We start from the raw sequence: 17,153 nt of genomic DNA, 5'->3' as shown, positions 1-17,153 counted from the left end.
CTCGACGACCTGTATTCTTAACTCGTCGAACTTGCTATGCTGAACTCTCATACGGACTACCTCCAGCTAATATTTATTGTATATTGTTTAGTCTGAAAGTGTCCAAAGTGATTAGGGGGCTTTATAGAAATGTTGCATAAAATGCAACATTTTTTGGATGAGGACTCGGGGTGGTACGGAAGTGTACTTGGTCACTGGTAATCCCAAACGGTAACGGTGGTCCGCAGCAACTTCGCCGCATTCGACTTGCCCGCCGCTCTCTGCGTGCCTGCCTCTGCTCTCGCGTCCGGCCCCGGCCCCCTTCTCAACTAATCCAGGTCATCTCGGATCCGGACAGCTTCCAAGCGCCTTCCTCAAGCTTCAAGGTAATCTTGGCGCCGACGGCGCCGGTGCCGGAGCGGTATTTGGAACCCTCAATTTGGGCGGAGTCCTCGTTAATCTCGACCTTGTCGACGCGCAGCAGCACGCCTTTCAAGGAAGGACTGCTCTGTTCCGGATTTTCTTCCTCCATCAACTGATCCAACGTTCGGTCACGGATTTCGGTGCCGAAGTCTTGCAAATATTCAATGATATAGGTTTTGTCGTCTTCCGTAAGTTGAGTCATCTCGCTCAGGTCGACGGCGATATAGTTCATCTCATGGTTCAACCCTTCGTCCAGTTCCATCATCGCTTCAAATGTGATGGCATAGAGTTGTCCGGCCGATCCATTCATGTTCTCGGCCGACGTCTCAGATTCCTCGTCCCCGGTTGCGGTTTCTTCCTCGTCCTCTGCGTCCGATAGATTACCGCTATCCGTTCCCGTTCCTGATTCTCCGGTTTCGCCAGATGGTGGGCCTTGCTCCGAAACGGGCTGTTCGACCGTCGGCGGAGCCGTTGTTTTGTTTCCTTCGCTGCTAGGAGAGCAGGCGACTGCCATGATCAACACGGTCACTGCGGCCAGGCAGAATAGGCAGCCCCGCAGCCCCTTTCGCAAACGCATGTAGATTCCTCCTTCGTTACATAGTAGACGCTTTCGAACGGTAAATAGTTTCCTGATTGGTTTACTCCAAAGCGCGAACGATCTCACTAAGGCGGGCGATACCGTCTGTTAACTCATCGGCTGTGGCATACGCGTAGGAAAGGCGCAAGCGGCCTTCCGCTTCGCGGTCATACAAGTGTCCTGGGTTGATGAGAAGGCCGGCCTTCAGCGCGGCATCAAACACTTTGCGCGGGGAGGGGGATCCATGAAGGTTCAACCATATGTAAAAGCCTCCCCGCGGAGCTTCCCACTCCGCGATATCGTGAAAATGCCGCCCTAAAGCGTCGAGCGCCGCCTCGCGCCGCAGACGGAGCGCAGATCTTAACCGCTCGAGATGGCGGTCGTACAGGCCGCTCTCCAGCCATTCCGCCGCGACCTGCTGCGAAAGGGCGCTGGAGCCGTAATCGCTTTGCATCTTGATGTCGGCGAGCCGTTCGATCACGGGCTGAGGGCCGGCAATCCAGCCGATACGCAGCCCGGGGCTCAGCGATTTGGACAAGCTGCCAAGATAGAGCACGCTGCCGCTGGCGTCCCTCGCCTTCAAAGGAAGCGGCGGCGGTTCGTCCAGCCATAACTCGCGGTAGACATCATCCTCGACGATGGGCAGGCGGGCCGCTTCGCAAACCTCCAGCAGTTGATTCCGTCGGGCTTCGCTCATCACCGTTCCGCTTGGATTGTGGAAAGTCGGAATGGTATATAACAACGCGCCTGAATATTGCTTGGCGTACACAGAAACCAAGTCGGCGCGCAGTCCTTGTTCATCCATCGGCACGCCTCGCAGCTTCATCCCGGCGCTCTGAAATACGGGGACCGAATACAGGTAAGACGGCCGTTCGGTTAATACCGTCGAACCCCGGTGAAGCAACCCGACGGCTATGAGTTGCAACGCCTGCAAGGCACCGGAGACGATCAGCAGCGAGGACGGCGATACGGCGATGCCCAGCCGGTTCAACCGAGAGGCTATCGCTTCCCGCAGCCGTAGATCCCCGTTCGGCTCGCCATAGCCGAGGTTTGGGGGACGTAGGGCCATTCGCCCCAACAGCTCGGCCATCTCGGTTTGCGGCAGCAGATCCGGCCCCAGCTCACCGGTACCAAGCCGCAGGATGCCCGGACGGAACTCGGCCTGGTTAATCTCCTGCACCGCCGGCAGATTGGGGTGCTGCACGCCGGCGCGGACGTACTCGTTCCAGTCCGGCGGCGGTGAAGCAGTCAGCACGCCCCAGGTCCGATTGACGACGCGGGTGCCGCCGCCGCGGTCGCCCTGAAGCAAGCCGGCGGCGATCAGCTCATCCAGCGCAGCGACCACTGTGCTGCGGTTGACGCCATAACGCGCGGCAAGCTCTCGCTGGGACGGGATACGCGTCCCAACCGGCCATTCGCCGCCGGCGATCAGGTCGCGCAGATGCTCCATGATTTGGCGATGGAGCGGGAAGGGTGAACTTCGGCTGGGACGCCAAGTCGAATGGTTCATGTTGGATAACCCCCTTTTTGCAGATTGCCGCTTTCTCGCGTGAACGACGTTATTTTCCCCTATTATATCGTTTGGTTGGTTCGAATTCCATCCAAATGGATGGAGCCAAATAGGGAACGGCCAGGTACAATTAGTTGCATAGAGATGGAAGGGGGAAAGAGCATGCTGGGTGCAGTGATCCATGGCTTTTTGTTGGCGTTTGGCCTCATTTTGCCGTTAGGCGTGCAGAACGTGTTCGTGTTTAACCAGGGGGCTGCCAGCCGTAAACTGCGTAGGGCTTTGCCGGCCGTGCTGACTGCTGCTGTGGGGGATACGATCCTGATTTTGCTGGCGGTATTGGGGGTAACGGTGCTGGTCTTGTCCTGGACTTGGCTGAAGATCGCGTTGTTTGCGGCGGGGGCCGTCTTTATGATATCCATCGGCTGGACGATCTGGCGGGACGCCTCCGCGCCGGCTTCCGCTGGGCCATCCGGGTTGCCTGCCAAGAAGCAGGCGGTGTTCGCTTTATCGGTGACGTTTTTGAATCCGCATGCGATTCTGGATACGATCGGCGTGATCGGGACAAGCTCGCTGGGATACGCGGGCAGCGCGAAATGGGCGTTCACGCTGGCTACGATTCTGGTGTCGTGGATGTGGTTTTTCGGCTTGGCGATGGCGGGGAAAACCATTGGAAGCCTGGATCGGGGAGGCGCGCTGCTGCGGGGGATCAATCGGGTGTCTGCACTGATCGTATGGGGAATGGCGATTTATATGCTGTACACGGGTGTTGCTGTCGGTAATTCGTAGTGGTGCTTTGGGAGAAGCGGTTGATGAATCAGGGCTAGTGATCGAGTGGTCGCCTTGCTTCCAGTGGAGGAAAGTTCCATAATGGGACTAACATCATGCAGGGAACAGGAGTGTGGAAGATGAACGAGACGATATCCAGATTGATGGAGCATCGTTCGATTCGCAAATACAGCGATCGCCCGGTGGGCAAGGAACTGGTGGAGCAAATTGTGTCCGCGGGGCAAATGGCCTCCAGTTCGAGCAATGTGCAGGCCTATAGCGTAATCGCGGTGACGGACGCGGGTCGAAGAGTCAAGCTGGCAGAGCTTTGCGGGCAACAGTCCTATGTGGCGGAGTGCCCCGTGTTTCTAGTCTGGTGCGCGGATCTGTCCAGGTTAAAAAGGGCAGCAGAGCGGCATATTCCATCGCAAAAAACTTACGAAGACACGACGGAGAACTTCATCGTAGCTACAGTCGATGCGGCGCTGGCGGCGCAAAATGCTGCGGTTGCCGCGGAATCGCTGGGGCTTGGCATCGTGTACATCGGCGGTATCCGCAACCGAAGCGAAGAAGTGGCTGAGCTCCTTGGTTTACCGCATTTGGCGTATCCCGTCTTCGGGATGTGTCTGGGTTACCCGGATCAGGAGCCGGGTTTACGGCCGCGTCTTCCATTGCCGGCCGTGCTGCATTGGAACGGCTATGACACCGTCGGTCAGGATGAACAAGTGGCCGCCTACGACGAGGTGATGTCGAAGTATCTGCGCGAACGGACCGGCGGGGCGAAGGATACGACTTGGTCCGAGCTGATGGCCGAGAAGTTGGCTCAACCGGCGCGCCTTCATATGCGTGAATTTTTGGCCGAACGCGGTTTTGAATTGAAATAACAGCAAAGAAGCTGTCCGTCCAGGTTGTGGTGACCTGGGGGACAGCTTTTGTTTTAAGAGTCGCTTCCTTCACAATCCGTAAAAACGCCGCGTGTTCCGATGCAACGTCGCTGCAGCCTCTTCCGGGGGAATGCCCTGGAGATTCGCCCAAGCCATGGCGACGTGACTGGTCATACGCGGATGGGTGATCTGACCCGCAAACGGCCCCTCAAATGGCCAAGGGCCATCGGTTTCGGCCATAACCTGCTCGGGCGGATAGCGTCGGGCCAACTCCTGAATTTCCATTTCATAGACGATATCCGGCGTAAACGAAATAAAATAGCCCCGTTCAGCCATGCGTTGGACCGTCGATTCCGCGCCTTTGAACCAGTGGAAGTGAGCCTTGGTGATACCATGCCGATCCAGCAGGTCGCAGGCAAGGTCGGCATCCTCGTATACCGCATGCAGCACGACCGGTTTACCCGTCTCCTTGGCTAGAACTAGAAATTTCTCCAGTAAATCCACGTAGGGCTCAAGCTCAAACGGGTTTCCTTGTTCCAGCGCCTCTTGCCTAGCATAATAAGGGAGCCCGACTTCGCCTACCGCAATCATCTCCCCGGCATGTCGCTTGATCCAATCCAGTAGCAGATCGATTTCCCGATTCGCGGGAATTGGCTGTTCAGGGTGAAATCCAAACGCCGGGCGTACCAGGTTCGGATGGCGCTCCGCCAAAGCGCTGTTCAGCTTGCAAGAGGCCAGATGCATCGAAACGGCAATTACGGATTCAACCCCGCATCCCGGCAGTTCCTGCAGCAGACGTTCCCGGGTGACCTCGTCGTAAAGGTCCAAATGAATATGGGCGTCGATCAACGGGATTTGAGTTTCCAACGGTAAACCATGAAGAACGCAGGACATCTCACCAGACCCTTTCCAGAAACAGGTTACCAGCATGTCTTTATTATACCTGTTTTTTGGGTATGCAGTTCAGCGATTTCTGCGGCTTTTATACCTTTTTTTGCAAGGGGAGCGGACCCTCTGTAAATGGTTTTTTATTACAGCCGAGCAGACATGTCGTACAATAACAATTATGCGACAAAAATTACGTCAACAGGAGGTCCACTACAAAATATGGCAATTAACTATTTGTCGGCTGTAGCCCAACAATATCCCTTTCATTTATCATCCGCACAGGAATATCAGGATGAGCAAATCATTCAGATGTTCCTGACCGCGTGCGCCAAAGCGCCAAATACCCGCAGAAACTATTATCGGGCGCTGGAGCAATTTAGGCAATTCCTTTCAGGGGTCCCGTTTCGAGAGGTGTCCTGGAGGGAAATCGAAGCGTATAAAATCTACCTGACGAAAGGATTCTACCGAGATGCCCAAAAACCGCTTGCTCCGGCCAGCGTGGCTGCATTTATCGCGCCGTTGAAGTCGTTTTACAAATGGGGGAGCGACCGCGGTATCGGTCTTTTTGATCATAACCCGGCACAAAATATTCGCATCCCTGCGATTGTCGTTACGAGCCGCAGGCATTATCTCACACGCAATGAAGTCGGCAAGCTGCTGGAAACATTGCGGCGTCAAAGCCTGCGAAATTATCTGATCGGTCTTTCGTTGGTGCTGTTAGGGCTTCGTGTATCCGAGTTGTGCGGAATCAAATGGAAGGATTTTAACGCTGATTTGCTAGAAACGTCCGTGTGGTTGACCGTCTCTCACGCAAAGCGCGGAAAAACGCGCGAGGTCAAGATTCCGCATGACCTTTGGAGGATGTATCAGGAGCATGCGCGAAAATTGGCGGGTTCCCCTGAACCGGACCCGGAACTGGTATTGTTTGCGATAACGCCGCGGCAAATCGAACGGATCATCAAACAAGCGGGGACCACAAGCGGGATCCAGAAGCAACCGACACCCCACTGGTTAAGGCATACCAACGCGACTTTGGCCTTACTTCAGGGCGCCTCGCTGCAGCAGGTTCAGGAAACCTTGGGGCACGCTCATATCAACACGACCCAACGTTACTTACACACCGTCGAGCAAATGAAAAAGGCCGCCCCCGACTACGTGCAGGACTGCTTGATGGAATTTATGTAGTTCTCTCAAAAATTTTAGTGCTTTTTGTCTATTTTTTTGCTGAAAATAATGCAAAAATCGCCCTTTTGTCCTATAATGTAACAAGAGTTAATTACAAACCTTGCCAAATTTTGACCATTTTTTACTTAGATTTGTCGCATAATTGTTATTGTACGACATGATCTGTTTTTCATCCGTTTGCTCTGATTCATCATCGGGTAAAAAGCATAAAAATTTAACTGGATTTTAGCGAAAAGTTCTTTTTTTCTTCAGGGAAGGAAGGAAAGTGCGAATCCAGAACGGGAAAGGCAAATGAAGACACAGGTTTTAGGGGGCAGAACGGTTGACTGTTTTTAATGAGTTCATTGATGAACTGTATATGGACAATAGCCCAGATGCAGTGAAGTGGTTTAACCTGCTCGTGCGCAAACATCCAGAAACCTATCATCATAGTATTCGAGTAGCCATGCTGGCAGAGAAGATCGCCGAACCGCTTGAGATTCGCGGGGCGGAGAAGGACATGCTGGTCCGCGGATGTTTTATGCATGATATCGGCAAAACGATGATTCCTCGTGCGATCATCGAACAGCGGGAGCCGCTTACGAAAGCGCAGTGGAAGATCATTAAGCTGCACCCGGTCATCGGGGCGGAACTCGTCGAAGCGGATCCGGCGTTTGGCCCAGGTATCGCGGATATCGTCCGGTGGCATCATGAGCGTTGGGACGGAGCTGGATATCCGGACAGGCTGCAAGGGGAGGAAATCCCCTATAATGCGAGAATTTGCGGGGTTGTCGACGCTTTTGATTCCATGACATCGGATCGGCATTACCGGGAGCGGAAGCTAACGATGGCTGAAGCCAAGCAGGAGCTGCTCCGTCATCGTGAAACCCAGTTCGACCCGGAGATTGTCGATGCGTTAATGCAGCTGTCCGATGAGATGTTGAACATTTACTCGATCATGTAAATGTCGCGGTTACAAGGGGGGGGGGGATGGGCATGGATAATGGGTCCTGGAGCCGTCTTGTATCTCCGGCGGAACTGGAGGAAGCCAAACGGGCAGACCGGAAATTGCTGTCCCTTCGCGTGACCTTATTTCCCGATTGTGCGCAGAGGCTGGCACGATTCCGGCTGATCGACGCAAAGCTGAACGCCTATGAGCGGGTGCTTGCCCGAATGCCGGATCTCGTGGATCCGGAGGGAACTCATGAATCCATTGAATCCGTGACCTGGCTGATTGCCTTCGCAGGGGAAGCCGAGCATTTGCAAAGATGGGTAGAATTGATGCTGGAAGTGGATCAAGTTACTGTCGCCGAAATCAATACATAATCGCAGGAGGAGTCTATGATCTAGACTCCTCCTGCTGTCGTTTTGCGTTGTTCCTCTGCCATCATGGATGCGATTTCTCGCTTCAAACGAATAAAGTCGGGATCTTCCGTCATTTCTTCACGCCGCGGTCGGGGGAAAGGCACTTGAATGGCATGCAGGATGCTCGCCGGCCGGCTCGAGAATAAATAAATGGTATCGGAGAGCATCAGCGCCTCCTCGATGCTGTGCGTAATCATCAAGACAGAACGCTTATTCTCTTCCCAAATATCCAGCAGCCAACGCTGCATTTCGCTGCGCGTCAGCGCGTCAAGGGCGCTAAACGGCTCGTCGAGGCACATCACTTCTTGGGGAGCGAGCAGCCCCCGGAGGAAAGAAGCTCGCTGCTGCATACCGCCGGATAACATATGGGGGTAAGCTCGTTCAAAACCGCCTAGCCCGGCCTTTGCAAGCCAATGCTGGATTTCCTTACGATCGCTGCGGCTTCTGGTTCCGGCGATTTCCTGCGCCAAAACGACGTTGTCCTCGATCGTCCGCCAGGGGAACAGCGCGGGTTGCTGCGGCACGTAACTAATATGCCCGCGTTGACCGGTAACCGGGCGTCCCTGAAGTAGGACTTCTCCTTGTTCCGGGGCCGTCAACCCACCGATGATGTGAAACAGCGTGCTTTTGCCGCAGCCGGATGGGCCGATCATCGACACGAATTCGCCGGCAGGCACACGTAGCGAGATATTGCGCAGTACGGGGACTTCCCGTCGCCGGTCGCGGAATGTCTTATGGATCTGCCGGACCTCGAGCGCCGGTACGGCCAGATCCCTTATCGTTGATTTTTCACTCATAACCGAGCCACCCTTTCTGTAAGCTGCGTTAACTCCGGTCGTTCGACGGTTTATAGCGGATAAGCCATTTTTCCAAAAGAGCAACGCAGGCGAACATCGCCAGGCTGATCGCTACGATGATCGCGATGGCGACGAAGATTTTGTCCGTGCGGAACGACGCCTTTTGCAGCATCATATAATAGCCGATTCCTTTGTCCGCACCGATCCATTCGGCGATGACCGCACCCATGACGCTGTAAGTTGCGGCGATTTTAACCCCGGACATGATCGAGGGGATCGCGTAGGGCACCTCCAGCTTGCGGAAGATATCCGCCTTGGACGCACCGATCATCCGCATATAATCCAGCATCGCGCGATCCGTGCGGCTCAGTCCGTCCATGGTCGCCACCGCAACAGGGAAGAAGCAGACGAGCGTAATGACGATGATCTTCGGCAGGATCCCGAACCCGAACCAGATCATGAGCAGTGGGGCCAGCGCAATGGTCGGCACGTTTTGGCTCAAGATGATCAACGGATACAGCGACGCTTTAAGAAACGGGACATAATGGAGCACAAACGCCATCAACAAGCCCACGAGCGTTCCAATGGCAAAACCAATCAGCATCAGCCGTAGTGTTGCCAGCGTGTGCTCCCCTAAACTGGCCGCACCGGCGGCCGCTTCACGCCCGATATCAACCGGGCTGGGGAGGATCCATTTTTCAATGTGAAACCAGGCGGTGGCGCCCTGCCAAATCAGCAAAAACAGCATGACCGCCACAAGGGGCGGCCAGATGCTGTGCCAAAGGCTGCGGAGATTCATGGCCGATATTTTTCAATCAGCTTATCCATGCTGACGCCTTTGGGGTTATACGAGATTTTGATTTGCGAAATGATGCCTGTACTGCCAAACTCAATGACGGCTTCATTCATTTTCTTCACGATAGCCAACAACTCGTCGAGTTCCCCCTCCATGGTTGTCTCCAGGGGATTGACCTGATATTTCACCCCGGAAGCCTGAATCACTTCAATGGCCCGGTCTACATACGGTATCACGTCTTCACCATTTGGCGTTTTTGGAATGATTTGAATGCTTAAAAGTGCGTTTGGCATCGATGAGTTCATCCTTTCGATAATGGGAATTGGTTGAAAACATAATTTCAGGGAGTTATTCGCTCGGCAAAAACTCATTGGTGAAAGCGGCATCTACCTCAAGCGGTTTCTCCAGCAAGCCACGCTCATGCATCCAATCAGAGTAGTTCTGCCATACTTCTTTCTTCTGTTCGCCCCAGCGCGGAGCGTCGTCCTTGTATTTTGGGCTCAGCCATTTTTGACTGGCAACTACCAGGTCCTTGTCGAGTTCCGGTACAGCCTTGAGCAAAATTTGCGCCGACTCCTCAGGGTGGGCGATTGCATAATCATAACCTTTGGACACCGCTCGCATAAACGCCTTCACGAGCTCCGGGTCGTCCTTGATCGTCTTCTCGTTGGTGACAAGCACCGGCGTATAATAGTCAAGCTGTTCGGAGAAGTCCTTAACGTAAAGCATATCCAGCGGCTCACCCCGCAGTTCGGCTTCGATGCCGGTCCATGCGTAGAAGATCCAGGCGAAGTCGATATCCCGCTTCACGGCCGTAAAATAATCGGCATCCCCGATGTTGAGGAACTTTACCTTGCCGACATCGGCGCCCTGCAGGTCCATAATGGATTTAATGACCGCTTCTTCCACAGGAGACCCCCATCCGCCGTAGGCTTTGCCCTCAAAATCCTTAGGTGTCTTGATATTCTTGGCAACAGGTGCAGCAAAGCCGGATGTATTATGCTGAATGATTGCGGCGATGGATACAAGCGGGACGCCTTGGAGCCGGCTTTGGGTGACGTTCTCTTGTACGCTGACGCCAAACGGGACCTCCCCGGAGGCAACCATCGCCTCAGCGCCGCCGGAGCCGGGAAGGAGGATATCCACATTCAGCCCTTCCTCGGCGAAATACCCTTGGTCCTTAGCGACGTAAAGGCCGGTATGATTGGTGTTAGGGCTCCAGTCGAGCACAACCTTGACGCTGCGCAGCTCTTCGCCGGTCGCCTGGTTAGGCGCGGCATTCTCGGCATTTTGCCCGCCTTGGTTTCCTGCAGCAGCCTTGCCCGCGCTATTTCCGTTGGCTCCGCCGCAGGCAGACAGAATTAGCAGCATACAGCCGAGGAACAGCGCCAGCACGGTGCGTAGTTGAACTTTCACGACACATTCTCTCCTTCGATTGTTTAAATTTCCGCAGCTTTGTTCTTGGTATAACCCTGGAAATGCGACCTTAAGCGCAATCCAAATTTCGGATACAAAAAAACGTCCCGGATCCGGGACGCGATAGGCAATGGAAATGAAATGAATAACGAGTTCATATCCATATAGTATAGCTCCCTACGCTGGCATTATCCAGATCAGGTTAAAGGGTCAGTATCTTTGAGGGATACACTCTCAGCCGGCCAATTCCAGCACCCCTGAACAGTATGACTGCAGATTACAACTGTCATTATAGTTTTCGCTTGCCGCATTTGTCCAGTCTTTCCGAACAGGTTTGCAAAAATAGGGGATTTGCTTTTTATCTGGCAAAAGGATATAATGAGTTCATCTCGTGTTTTAGAAAGAAGATCATTCACCCATTGAAAAGAGTGTCACTATTTAAAACCTGGAACTTTTTTCAATGTGTGAATTTTTTTTATACAAGTGGTGCATGTTCATAAGGGTCAGCCCTTTTGAGCGACTTCTGTTAAAAAAATGAATCATGTTAATCTTTAAACAGGAGGTATTCCCCTATGGAAACCGGAACAGTAAAATGGTTTAACGCTGAGAAAGGTTTTGGCTTCATCGAAGTGGAAGGCGGAAATGACGTATTCGTTCATTTCAGCGCGATCACTGGCGAAGGCTTCAAAACCCTCGACGAAGGCCAACGCGTACAATTCAACGTGGTTCAAGGCAACCGCGGCCCTCAAGCCGAAAACGTTGTAAAACTGTAAGCTAGCCAGAAACTGCTCTTAATGCGTTCTCGCATTGAGGGCAGTTTTTCTACTCAAAGATCATTCATGAGGTTAACATTCGGAAACCTCGCTTCTGATGGTACATATAGCACTATGACGAACCACATCTATGCACCCGGTTAGAACGCTCACCTTGAAGGAGGGGAATTATGAACTACCGTAAAAAAACGTTAGAAGAAATTCCTGAGGAAAATACACCGGTATGGACCTGCACGAGCGACGATTGCAATGGATGGATGCGTGACAACTTCACGTTTGAACATAGTCCGGCTTGTCCGCTTTGCTCGTCTGAGATGGTCATGGGAACGCGCATGCTCCCCCAACTGAGTAATCCAAGCTCCGATCAAAGATCGTCGGCCAAGAAGGCATAGACGAGGACGCCGCCGGAATCGGTGGACGCTGACAGCAGCCACAGCCGTATTCGCATCAAAGCGAATACGGCTGTTTTTGTTTTTTTTTTTGGGTATGCAAAAATGAAATATCAATAAAAGGATTGCATCTATATTAAAAATTTAATATGTTTGAACTACTACAATGTTTGACATCCAGAAGGGAGAACCCCCGCATCGATGCACGGTAATTATAAGGTTGCTTCTCAAGTCTTCGATATTCCTTCCAGCAGCAAGCAAAGGAAGCTGGCCATTCTCATCGGCATTCTGATTATCTCAATGTCGCTCGTGGCTTTGCCATTTGGGATGACAGCGCTTCCCGCCACAGAAACTTTTCTCTCCGCCGCGATTGGATGGCTGATTTTTGGGGATATGCTAACGGCCTTCATCATCTACAGCCAATATCGGGCCTCCGGTCTTCCGGCGTTGCTCGTGTTGAGCTGTACCTATTTATATAGTGGATTAATGACGTTTTTGCATATACTAACTTTTCCCGATCTCTTTGGCGGGTTGGGGGAGATGATAGGGGCCGGGGGGCAAACCGCGGGCTGGCTATGGGTGATTTGGCATAGCGGATTTTCCTTTGGTATCTTGTTGTACGCTTGGGTGAATCGAAAGTGGTCCAAGCCACTAAGCTCAAAAGAGATGATTTTCAATTACGGTACAGCCGGTATCACATTGACGTTGTTGAGCGTATTTGCCGTGTTTGAGCTCACCGCTTTAGGCGATCGCTGGCTGCCTGACATCATTCAAGAGAACGATTACCGCAAACTAAACACCTCAGGGATCGGACCCGTCTTGTGGATTTTGAATTTCTTTGCCCTGATGGCGGTATGGAGAAGAATCAAAGGATGGTCGATGTTGCACTTATGGTTGGCGGTGGCGATGCTTGCCTTACTGATGGACGTGACGCTGACGCTGTTTGCCGGCATGCGCTTTACTCTGGGGTGGTATGTAGCCAAAATCAATTCGGTTATCGCTTCGACAGTCGTGATTTGTGCAGTGGTAAATGAAGTGAATCGACTATTTATCCGGTTATCGGAGCAGCATCGCCAGTTGATGGAATCCGGCTTGCAGCTCGAGCATGCGAACGAACAGCTGATTCGGTTAACCAATCTCGACGGGTTGACGGAGATACCTAATCGCCGGCGGTTTGATGAGATACTGGCTTGGGAATTGGTCTCCCCGGAGGAGCGAAACACGGCGCTGTCGCTGCTGATCATAGATATCGATTGTTTTAAAGCCTATAATGATTATTATGGACATCAAGGCGGGGATCACGTCTTGAAAGAGATCGCTTGGACAATATATGGTGTGGCGAAGCAGGAGCAGGGCTTTGCCGCCAGGTATGGGGGAGAGGAATTCGTGGTCGTCCTGTCCGGACTTGAGACGCAGGAAACCTTGGAAGCTGCGGAGCGGCTGCGTCAAGCGATCGCCAGCCTGGCCGTCGAGCATAAACGCTCCAAGGCGGAGCCATACGTTACGATCAGCATCGGGGGATATCGCCTTGCTCCCTTTGATCCGATGGAGGCGGAGGAGTTAATCCGCCGTGCAGACCGCTGCCTCTATCGGGCAAAGGAAGAGGGGCGCAACCGATCGGTTGTGGAAGGTTAAGAGTTTTGCCTCCTGCGCCTGATTAGGGTCAGGAGGCCTCGATATTCTCGGTCATGACCCGGTATTGCTTGAACATAAACAGACGCCAGCGAATGATCATACCATATGCGAGTAGGAAGAACAGCGCTCCTGTTTGCATCACGGAGACATACTGTTCCACGACTTCATGGAGCAGGAGACGAACGACCAGCAACCCGACCAGGATCAGGATAAAGCTGCGAGAGCGCTCCGCATAAATCTCGTCGTCGATTTTCTCGAACTTGGTTGTTCGAATCAGCGGATAGGAGAACAGGAGCCAGCCGAAAGCGAAAGCGATCACGCCCCACAGGAATGGAATGTGCGTTTCCGGGACGACGAACATGATGAGGCCGGTAGTCATCCCAAGCGGCGGAATGACGATCTTCTTCACGGTGACAGGCCGACGGCTCGCTTTCAGACGGATAAACAGAACTGCGACGGCCATGGCCATCGCACCGAAAGTAAAAAAGATTTGCATATAAGAGGGATTCATCAGCTTCATAGAGGTTCCCTTTCTGTAGGTAATTGTGCGCTGTACCCAACAATAATGGCTACTAGGTAATAGAGATTCGCGAGAACATTATATCATACTCACCTGCACTTGTTTCAAATCGGTAAGGGAAAGGGGAAGAAAGATGAACAGCGAATTGACGGTTGCCGTCCATTGCTTGTTGTTTTTGAATTCCAGGGAAGAGCGCATGGCCAACAGCGAACAGATCGCCTGCAGTGTGGCGACACATCCAGCGAGAGTGCGCAAGGTGCTTAGCCTGCTTCGCCGCCACGAGCTCGTGACCACCAAAGAGGGGGCGCACGGCGGATACTTGCTAAAGGCCGAGCTCTCTCAGGTGTCTCTCGGCGATTTGTATCGCATCTTCGCCCAAGGTTCGCTGCGTCCGAGTTGGTGCTCCGGCAGCGAGCATTCCTCCTGTGCCATTTCCTCGAATATCCCTGCCGTCATGAACCAGATTTATGGCGGGGCGGAGCATCAGGTGGAGATGTATTTTGACCGGCTGCCTTTGTCCGAGGTGAAACGGTTGCTGGATGAACCCGATCATAGGAAGGAAGAGGATTTAATGAGTGAAAAAAGCCAAGATGTCTGGCTGTTCTATACGGGTTCCTACGCCGAAAATAAGGATCCGGGAATTTATCTCTGCGAACTGCAGCGAGGCACCGGGGAAATGCGGATTCTTCACAGCATTTCGGGTCTCGTGAATCCATCCTTTTTGACACTCGATGCCAAGGGACTGCGGTTGTATGCGGTAAGTGAACAAGCGGAAGGGCGGGTCGCCGGTTTCGAGGTAGATCCGAAGGACGGGAAGCTGTCGATGAAAGGCGAAAAGGCTACGCTTGGGGCAGATCCTTGCTATCTGGCTTTACAGCCTGGGCCAGAGCGGCACTTACTGGTCGCTAATTATTCCAGCGGTCATGTCAATGCGTTTGCCCTCGATCCGGAGGGTGCGCCGGGGGACATGATCTCCCTCATCCGCCATGAGGGAAGCAGCGTAAACCGGCAACGCCAGGAATCGGCTCATGCGCATAGCGCTGTGCCAAGTCTGGACGGTCGGTTCGCATTCGTCTCCGATTTAGGAACCGATCAAATCGTGATCTACCGTCTGGAGTGCGGGCAACTCGTGAAGCACGGGGTGACGGAGTTGCCGCCGGGAGCGGGGCCGCGGCATTTCGTAATCCATCCATCGGAGCGATTTGCTTACGGCATGAACGAGCTGAACAACACGATGACGGCTTACGCCTTTGATCCGATGGAGGGGCGGCTTGAGGTGATTCAGCACGTCAGCTCGCTGCCGACTGAGTTCCATGGGGAGAATTATCCGGCCGATATTCACTTCTCGCCAGACGGTCGATACGTATACGGCTCCAACCGTGGACATGACAGCATTGTCCGCTTCCACCTGGACCCCAAGACCGGACGTCTGGATGACCCGGCATGGACGAGTGTGGAGGGGAGTTGGCCGCGTAATTTTGCGGTCTTGGAAGATTACGTCCTGGTGGTGAATCAGAACAGCGGCAATATCGCCGCTTTACGCCGGGATCCGAAGAGCGGCCATCTTACGCCGACCGCGCATAGCTTGAAGGTCGATAAGCCGTCCTGCGTCGAGCCGCTTCCGGCGAACCTTGTGGCGGGGATGTTGAAGTAATTCCGGAAGAATTTCGAAGCGTCAAGGAACCTGGAAGCCTGAAATGGCATATCTCTACTAGTAGGGAAAACGCCCAGCGGCCGGCAGGTACCAAGTGAAGCAGAAGCTTCAATTTCAAATGAAAGACGAAGGTTCCGACCCAAGAACCCGAAGGCCCGCACTCCGCTGGCTTCCGGGTTCTTTTTTTGTGGAAGGGGGCATATAGCGCTCCAGGCCAGGGCCTGTCCCGGCTATAAGGGGAGCTTATAAATAATTTGATTTTTTTGCATAAAAAGGTTTGACATTTTTAGGCTGCCGCATATAAAATAACACCATAGCATACTAAACAGGTAGGAATAATTAAAAATGTTCTCACCGTACGGACGGAGGAACGCTCTACTTGCCTTGGCAGACACGGGTAGTGGCTCGGTTTGACCGTAGGGGGTGGGGCGTTTCTCCGTTTTCCTTTTTCCAATGGATTCTGATGCGGTAGATGACAGCCCTGCCCTAGTAAAGCGAGAAGAAAGTGAGTATGGGGAGTGATACGATGAACAGAAGGTTGAAGCAAGGGGTTCTAATAGGTTTGACGTTGATATTGGTTGGAGTCCTGGCGGCTTGCTCGGCGAACAATAGCGGGGGCAACGAGGCAGCCAGCGCGGCAGCCGGCAATTCCGGCAGTGGGGAGAAGCCCAAAGCGGTGGAGTTGCTGAACGTATCCTACGACCCGACACGGGAATTATACGAGAACTATAACAAAGCCTTCGCGGCCTATTGGGAGAAGGAAAAAGGACAGAAAGTGACAATCAAGCAGTCGCATGGAGGATCGGGTAAACAAAGCCGGGCGGTCATCGACGGTTTGAAAGCCGACGTGGTCACATTGGCCCTCGGATACGACATTGACGCCATTTCGCAAAGCGGTCTGATCGGTGAAGGCTGGCAGCAAAAATACGAGCACAACAGCTCGCCCTACACCTCGACCATCGTATTTCTAGTTCGCAAAGGCAACCCCAAAGAGATCAAGGATTGGGACGATTTGATCAAAGAGGGCGTCGAGGTCATTACGCCGAACCCGCAAACCTCTGGCGGAGCACGGTGGAATTACCTGGCGGCATGGGGATACGCCCTGCATCATAACAATAACGATGAAACGAAAGCACGGGAGTTCGTGCAGGAACTGTTCAAGCATGTTCCGGTTCTTGACAGTGGAGCACGCGGCGCAACCACGACATTCGTGGAACGCGGGCTGGGTGACGTTCTGCTGGCGTGGGAGAATGAGGCCTGGTTGTCTGTGCAGGAGCTAGGTCCGGACAAATTCGATATCGTCTATCCGTCGGAGAGCATCCTGGCCGAACCGCCAGTCGCGGTGGTAGACAAGAACGTGGATGCCAAGGGCACCCGTGAAGTAGCTGAAGCTTATTTGAAATACCTGTATTCGGAAGAAGGCCAGAGAATAGCCGCGGAGAATTACTACCGCCCGACACTGGATAGCGTGAAGACGCAGTATGCCGACAAATTCCCGGAGATCAAGCTGTTTACGATTGAGGAATTCGGTGGCTGGGCCGAAGCGCAAGCGAAGCATTTCAATGACGGCGGCATCTTCAGTCAGATCTATGTACCACAATAATCCAAACCGACCGTA

18 protein-coding genes and 1 riboswitch are annotated in these 17,153 nt (G+C 53.2%); of the genes, 10 read left to right on the top strand and 8 right to left on the bottom strand.

The window, feature by feature from the left end; genetic code table 11:
- Positions 1 to 304 precede the first annotated feature (304 nt).
- Positions 305 to 979 carry a hypothetical protein gene (locus tag KJS42_RS17945; RefSeq protein WP_155607438.1) on the bottom strand — a complete coding sequence of 225 codons (675 nt, stop codon included), beginning with the start codon at positions 977 to 979 and terminating at the stop codon, positions 305 to 307.
- Positions 980 to 1,040: 61 nt separating this feature from the next.
- Positions 1,041 to 2,489 (bottom strand): aminotransferase-like domain-containing protein, encoded by a 1,449-nt coding sequence (locus KJS42_RS17940; protein ID WP_213623659.1) that lies wholly within the window; start codon positions 2,487 to 2,489, stop codon positions 1,041 to 1,043.
- 162 nt (positions 2,490 to 2,651) lie between these two features.
- Between KJS42_RS17940 and KJS42_RS17935 the strand changes: the two genes are divergently transcribed.
- Both KJS42_RS17935 and nfsA read left to right on the top strand, forming a co-directional pair.
- Positions 2,652 to 3,275, top strand: coding sequence for a LysE/ArgO family amino acid transporter (locus KJS42_RS17935; protein ID WP_213623658.1), 624 nt, complete (start codon positions 2,652 to 2,654; stop codon positions 3,273 to 3,275).
- A 119-nt stretch (positions 3,276 to 3,394) separates the two neighbouring features.
- The gene (gene nfsA, locus KJS42_RS17930) at positions 3,395 to 4,138 is read left to right on the top strand and encodes an oxygen-insensitive NADPH nitroreductase (RefSeq protein ID WP_213623657.1); all 744 of its coding nucleotides are present in this window, start codon (positions 3,395 to 3,397) and stop codon (positions 4,136 to 4,138) included.
- A 69-nt stretch (positions 4,139 to 4,207) separates the two neighbouring features.
- On the opposite strand, the gene KJS42_RS17925 is transcribed toward nfsA, so the two are convergent.
- Positions 4,208 to 5,032, bottom strand: a complete 825-nt coding sequence (locus KJS42_RS17925) for a TatD family hydrolase (protein WP_213623656.1) — start codon at positions 5,030 to 5,032, stop codon at positions 4,208 to 4,210.
- A gap of 213 nt (positions 5,033 to 5,245) precedes the next feature.
- Between KJS42_RS17925 and KJS42_RS17920 the strand changes: the two genes are divergently transcribed.
- The 3 genes from KJS42_RS17920 to KJS42_RS17910 all read left to right on the top strand — a co-directional run bounded on the left by KJS42_RS17920 (position 5,246) and on the right by KJS42_RS17910 (position 7,516).
- Positions 5,246 to 6,211: a tyrosine-type recombinase/integrase gene (locus tag KJS42_RS17920; RefSeq protein WP_193416703.1), complete on the top strand. Its 966-nt coding sequence runs from the start codon at positions 5,246 to 5,248 to the stop codon at positions 6,209 to 6,211.
- A gap of 322 nt (positions 6,212 to 6,533) precedes the next feature.
- Positions 6,534 to 7,154 (top strand): HD-GYP domain-containing protein, encoded by a 621-nt coding sequence (locus KJS42_RS17915; RefSeq protein ID WP_155607432.1) that lies wholly within the window; start codon positions 6,534 to 6,536, stop codon positions 7,152 to 7,154.
- Positions 7,155 to 7,180: 26 nt separating this feature from the next.
- On the top strand, positions 7,181 to 7,516 hold the full coding sequence (locus KJS42_RS17910) for a hypothetical protein (protein ID WP_213623655.1): 336 nt from the start codon (positions 7,181 to 7,183) through the stop codon (positions 7,514 to 7,516).
- Positions 7,517 to 7,536: 20 nt separating this feature from the next.
- On the opposite strand, the gene KJS42_RS17905 is transcribed toward KJS42_RS17910, so the two are convergent.
- Genes KJS42_RS17905 through KJS42_RS17890 form a run of 4 tightly spaced genes read right to left on the bottom strand, consistent with a single transcriptional unit; the run spans position 7,537 to position 10,564 of the window.
- Positions 7,537 to 8,352 (bottom strand): ABC transporter ATP-binding protein, encoded by an 816-nt coding sequence (locus KJS42_RS17905; RefSeq protein ID WP_213623654.1) that lies wholly within the window; start codon positions 8,350 to 8,352, stop codon positions 7,537 to 7,539.
- A 28-nt stretch (positions 8,353 to 8,380) separates the two neighbouring features.
- Entirely contained in the window at positions 8,381 to 9,151 is a 771-nt protein-coding gene (locus tag KJS42_RS17900) for an ABC transporter permease (protein ID WP_213623653.1), read from the bottom strand.
- A complete protein-coding gene (locus KJS42_RS17895; protein WP_059042346.1) occupies positions 9,148 to 9,441 on the bottom strand; it encodes an MTH1187 family thiamine-binding protein in 294 nt (97 codons plus the stop codon). Before KJS42_RS17895 ends, KJS42_RS17900 begins: the two co-directional genes overlap by 4 nt.
- A 55-nt stretch (positions 9,442 to 9,496) precedes the next feature.
- Positions 9,497 to 10,564, bottom strand: coding sequence for an ABC transporter substrate-binding protein (locus tag KJS42_RS17890; RefSeq protein ID WP_244868538.1), 1,068 nt, complete (start codon positions 10,562 to 10,564; stop codon positions 9,497 to 9,499).
- Between the two features lie 156 nt (positions 10,565 to 10,720).
- A riboswitch (TPP riboswitch) is annotated at positions 10,721 to 10,833 on the bottom strand.
- Between the two features lie 303 nt (positions 10,834 to 11,136).
- Between KJS42_RS17890 and KJS42_RS17885 the strand changes: the two genes are divergently transcribed.
- The 3 genes from KJS42_RS17885 (at position 11,137) to KJS42_RS17875 (ending at position 13,361) form a co-directional block, all read left to right on the top strand.
- Entirely contained in the window at positions 11,137 to 11,337 is a 201-nt protein-coding gene (locus tag KJS42_RS17885; protein ID WP_009223993.1) for a cold-shock protein, read from the top strand.
- A 170-nt stretch (positions 11,338 to 11,507) separates the two neighbouring features.
- Positions 11,508 to 11,729: a cold-shock protein gene (locus KJS42_RS17880; protein WP_193416699.1), complete on the top strand. Its 222-nt coding sequence runs from the start codon at positions 11,508 to 11,510 to the stop codon at positions 11,727 to 11,729.
- Positions 11,730 to 11,927: 198 nt separating this feature from the next.
- Positions 11,928 to 13,361, top strand: a complete 1,434-nt coding sequence (locus KJS42_RS17875; protein ID WP_213623652.1) for a sensor domain-containing diguanylate cyclase — start codon at positions 11,928 to 11,930, stop codon at positions 13,359 to 13,361.
- Positions 13,362 to 13,389: 28 nt separating this feature from the next.
- Here the strand turns inward: KJS42_RS17875 and KJS42_RS17870 are convergent, their stop codons facing one another.
- A complete protein-coding gene (locus KJS42_RS17870; RefSeq protein ID WP_155607426.1) occupies positions 13,390 to 13,881 on the bottom strand; it encodes a CcdC family protein in 492 nt (163 codons plus the stop codon).
- 133 nt (positions 13,882 to 14,014) lie between these two features.
- Between KJS42_RS17870 and KJS42_RS17865 the strand changes: the two genes are divergently transcribed.
- Both KJS42_RS17865 and KJS42_RS17860 read left to right on the top strand, forming a co-directional pair.
- Positions 14,015 to 15,535 carry a beta-propeller fold lactonase family protein gene (locus tag KJS42_RS17865; RefSeq protein WP_213623651.1) on the top strand — a complete coding sequence of 507 codons (1,521 nt, stop codon included), beginning with the start codon at positions 14,015 to 14,017 and terminating at the stop codon, positions 15,533 to 15,535.
- A gap of 526 nt (positions 15,536 to 16,061) precedes the next feature.
- Positions 16,062 to 17,138: a sulfate ABC transporter substrate-binding protein gene (locus KJS42_RS17860; RefSeq protein ID WP_155607424.1), complete on the top strand. Its 1,077-nt coding sequence runs from the start codon at positions 16,062 to 16,064 to the stop codon at positions 17,136 to 17,138.
- The last annotated feature ends 15 nt before the right edge of the window (positions 17,139 to 17,153 follow it).

The organism is Paenibacillus sp. J53TS2 (assembly GCF_018403305.1).
Lineage (GTDB): Bacteria > Bacillota > Bacilli > Paenibacillales > Paenibacillaceae > Fontibacillus > Fontibacillus rhizolycopersici.
This window is presented reverse-complemented; position numbering and strand designations above follow the sequence as displayed.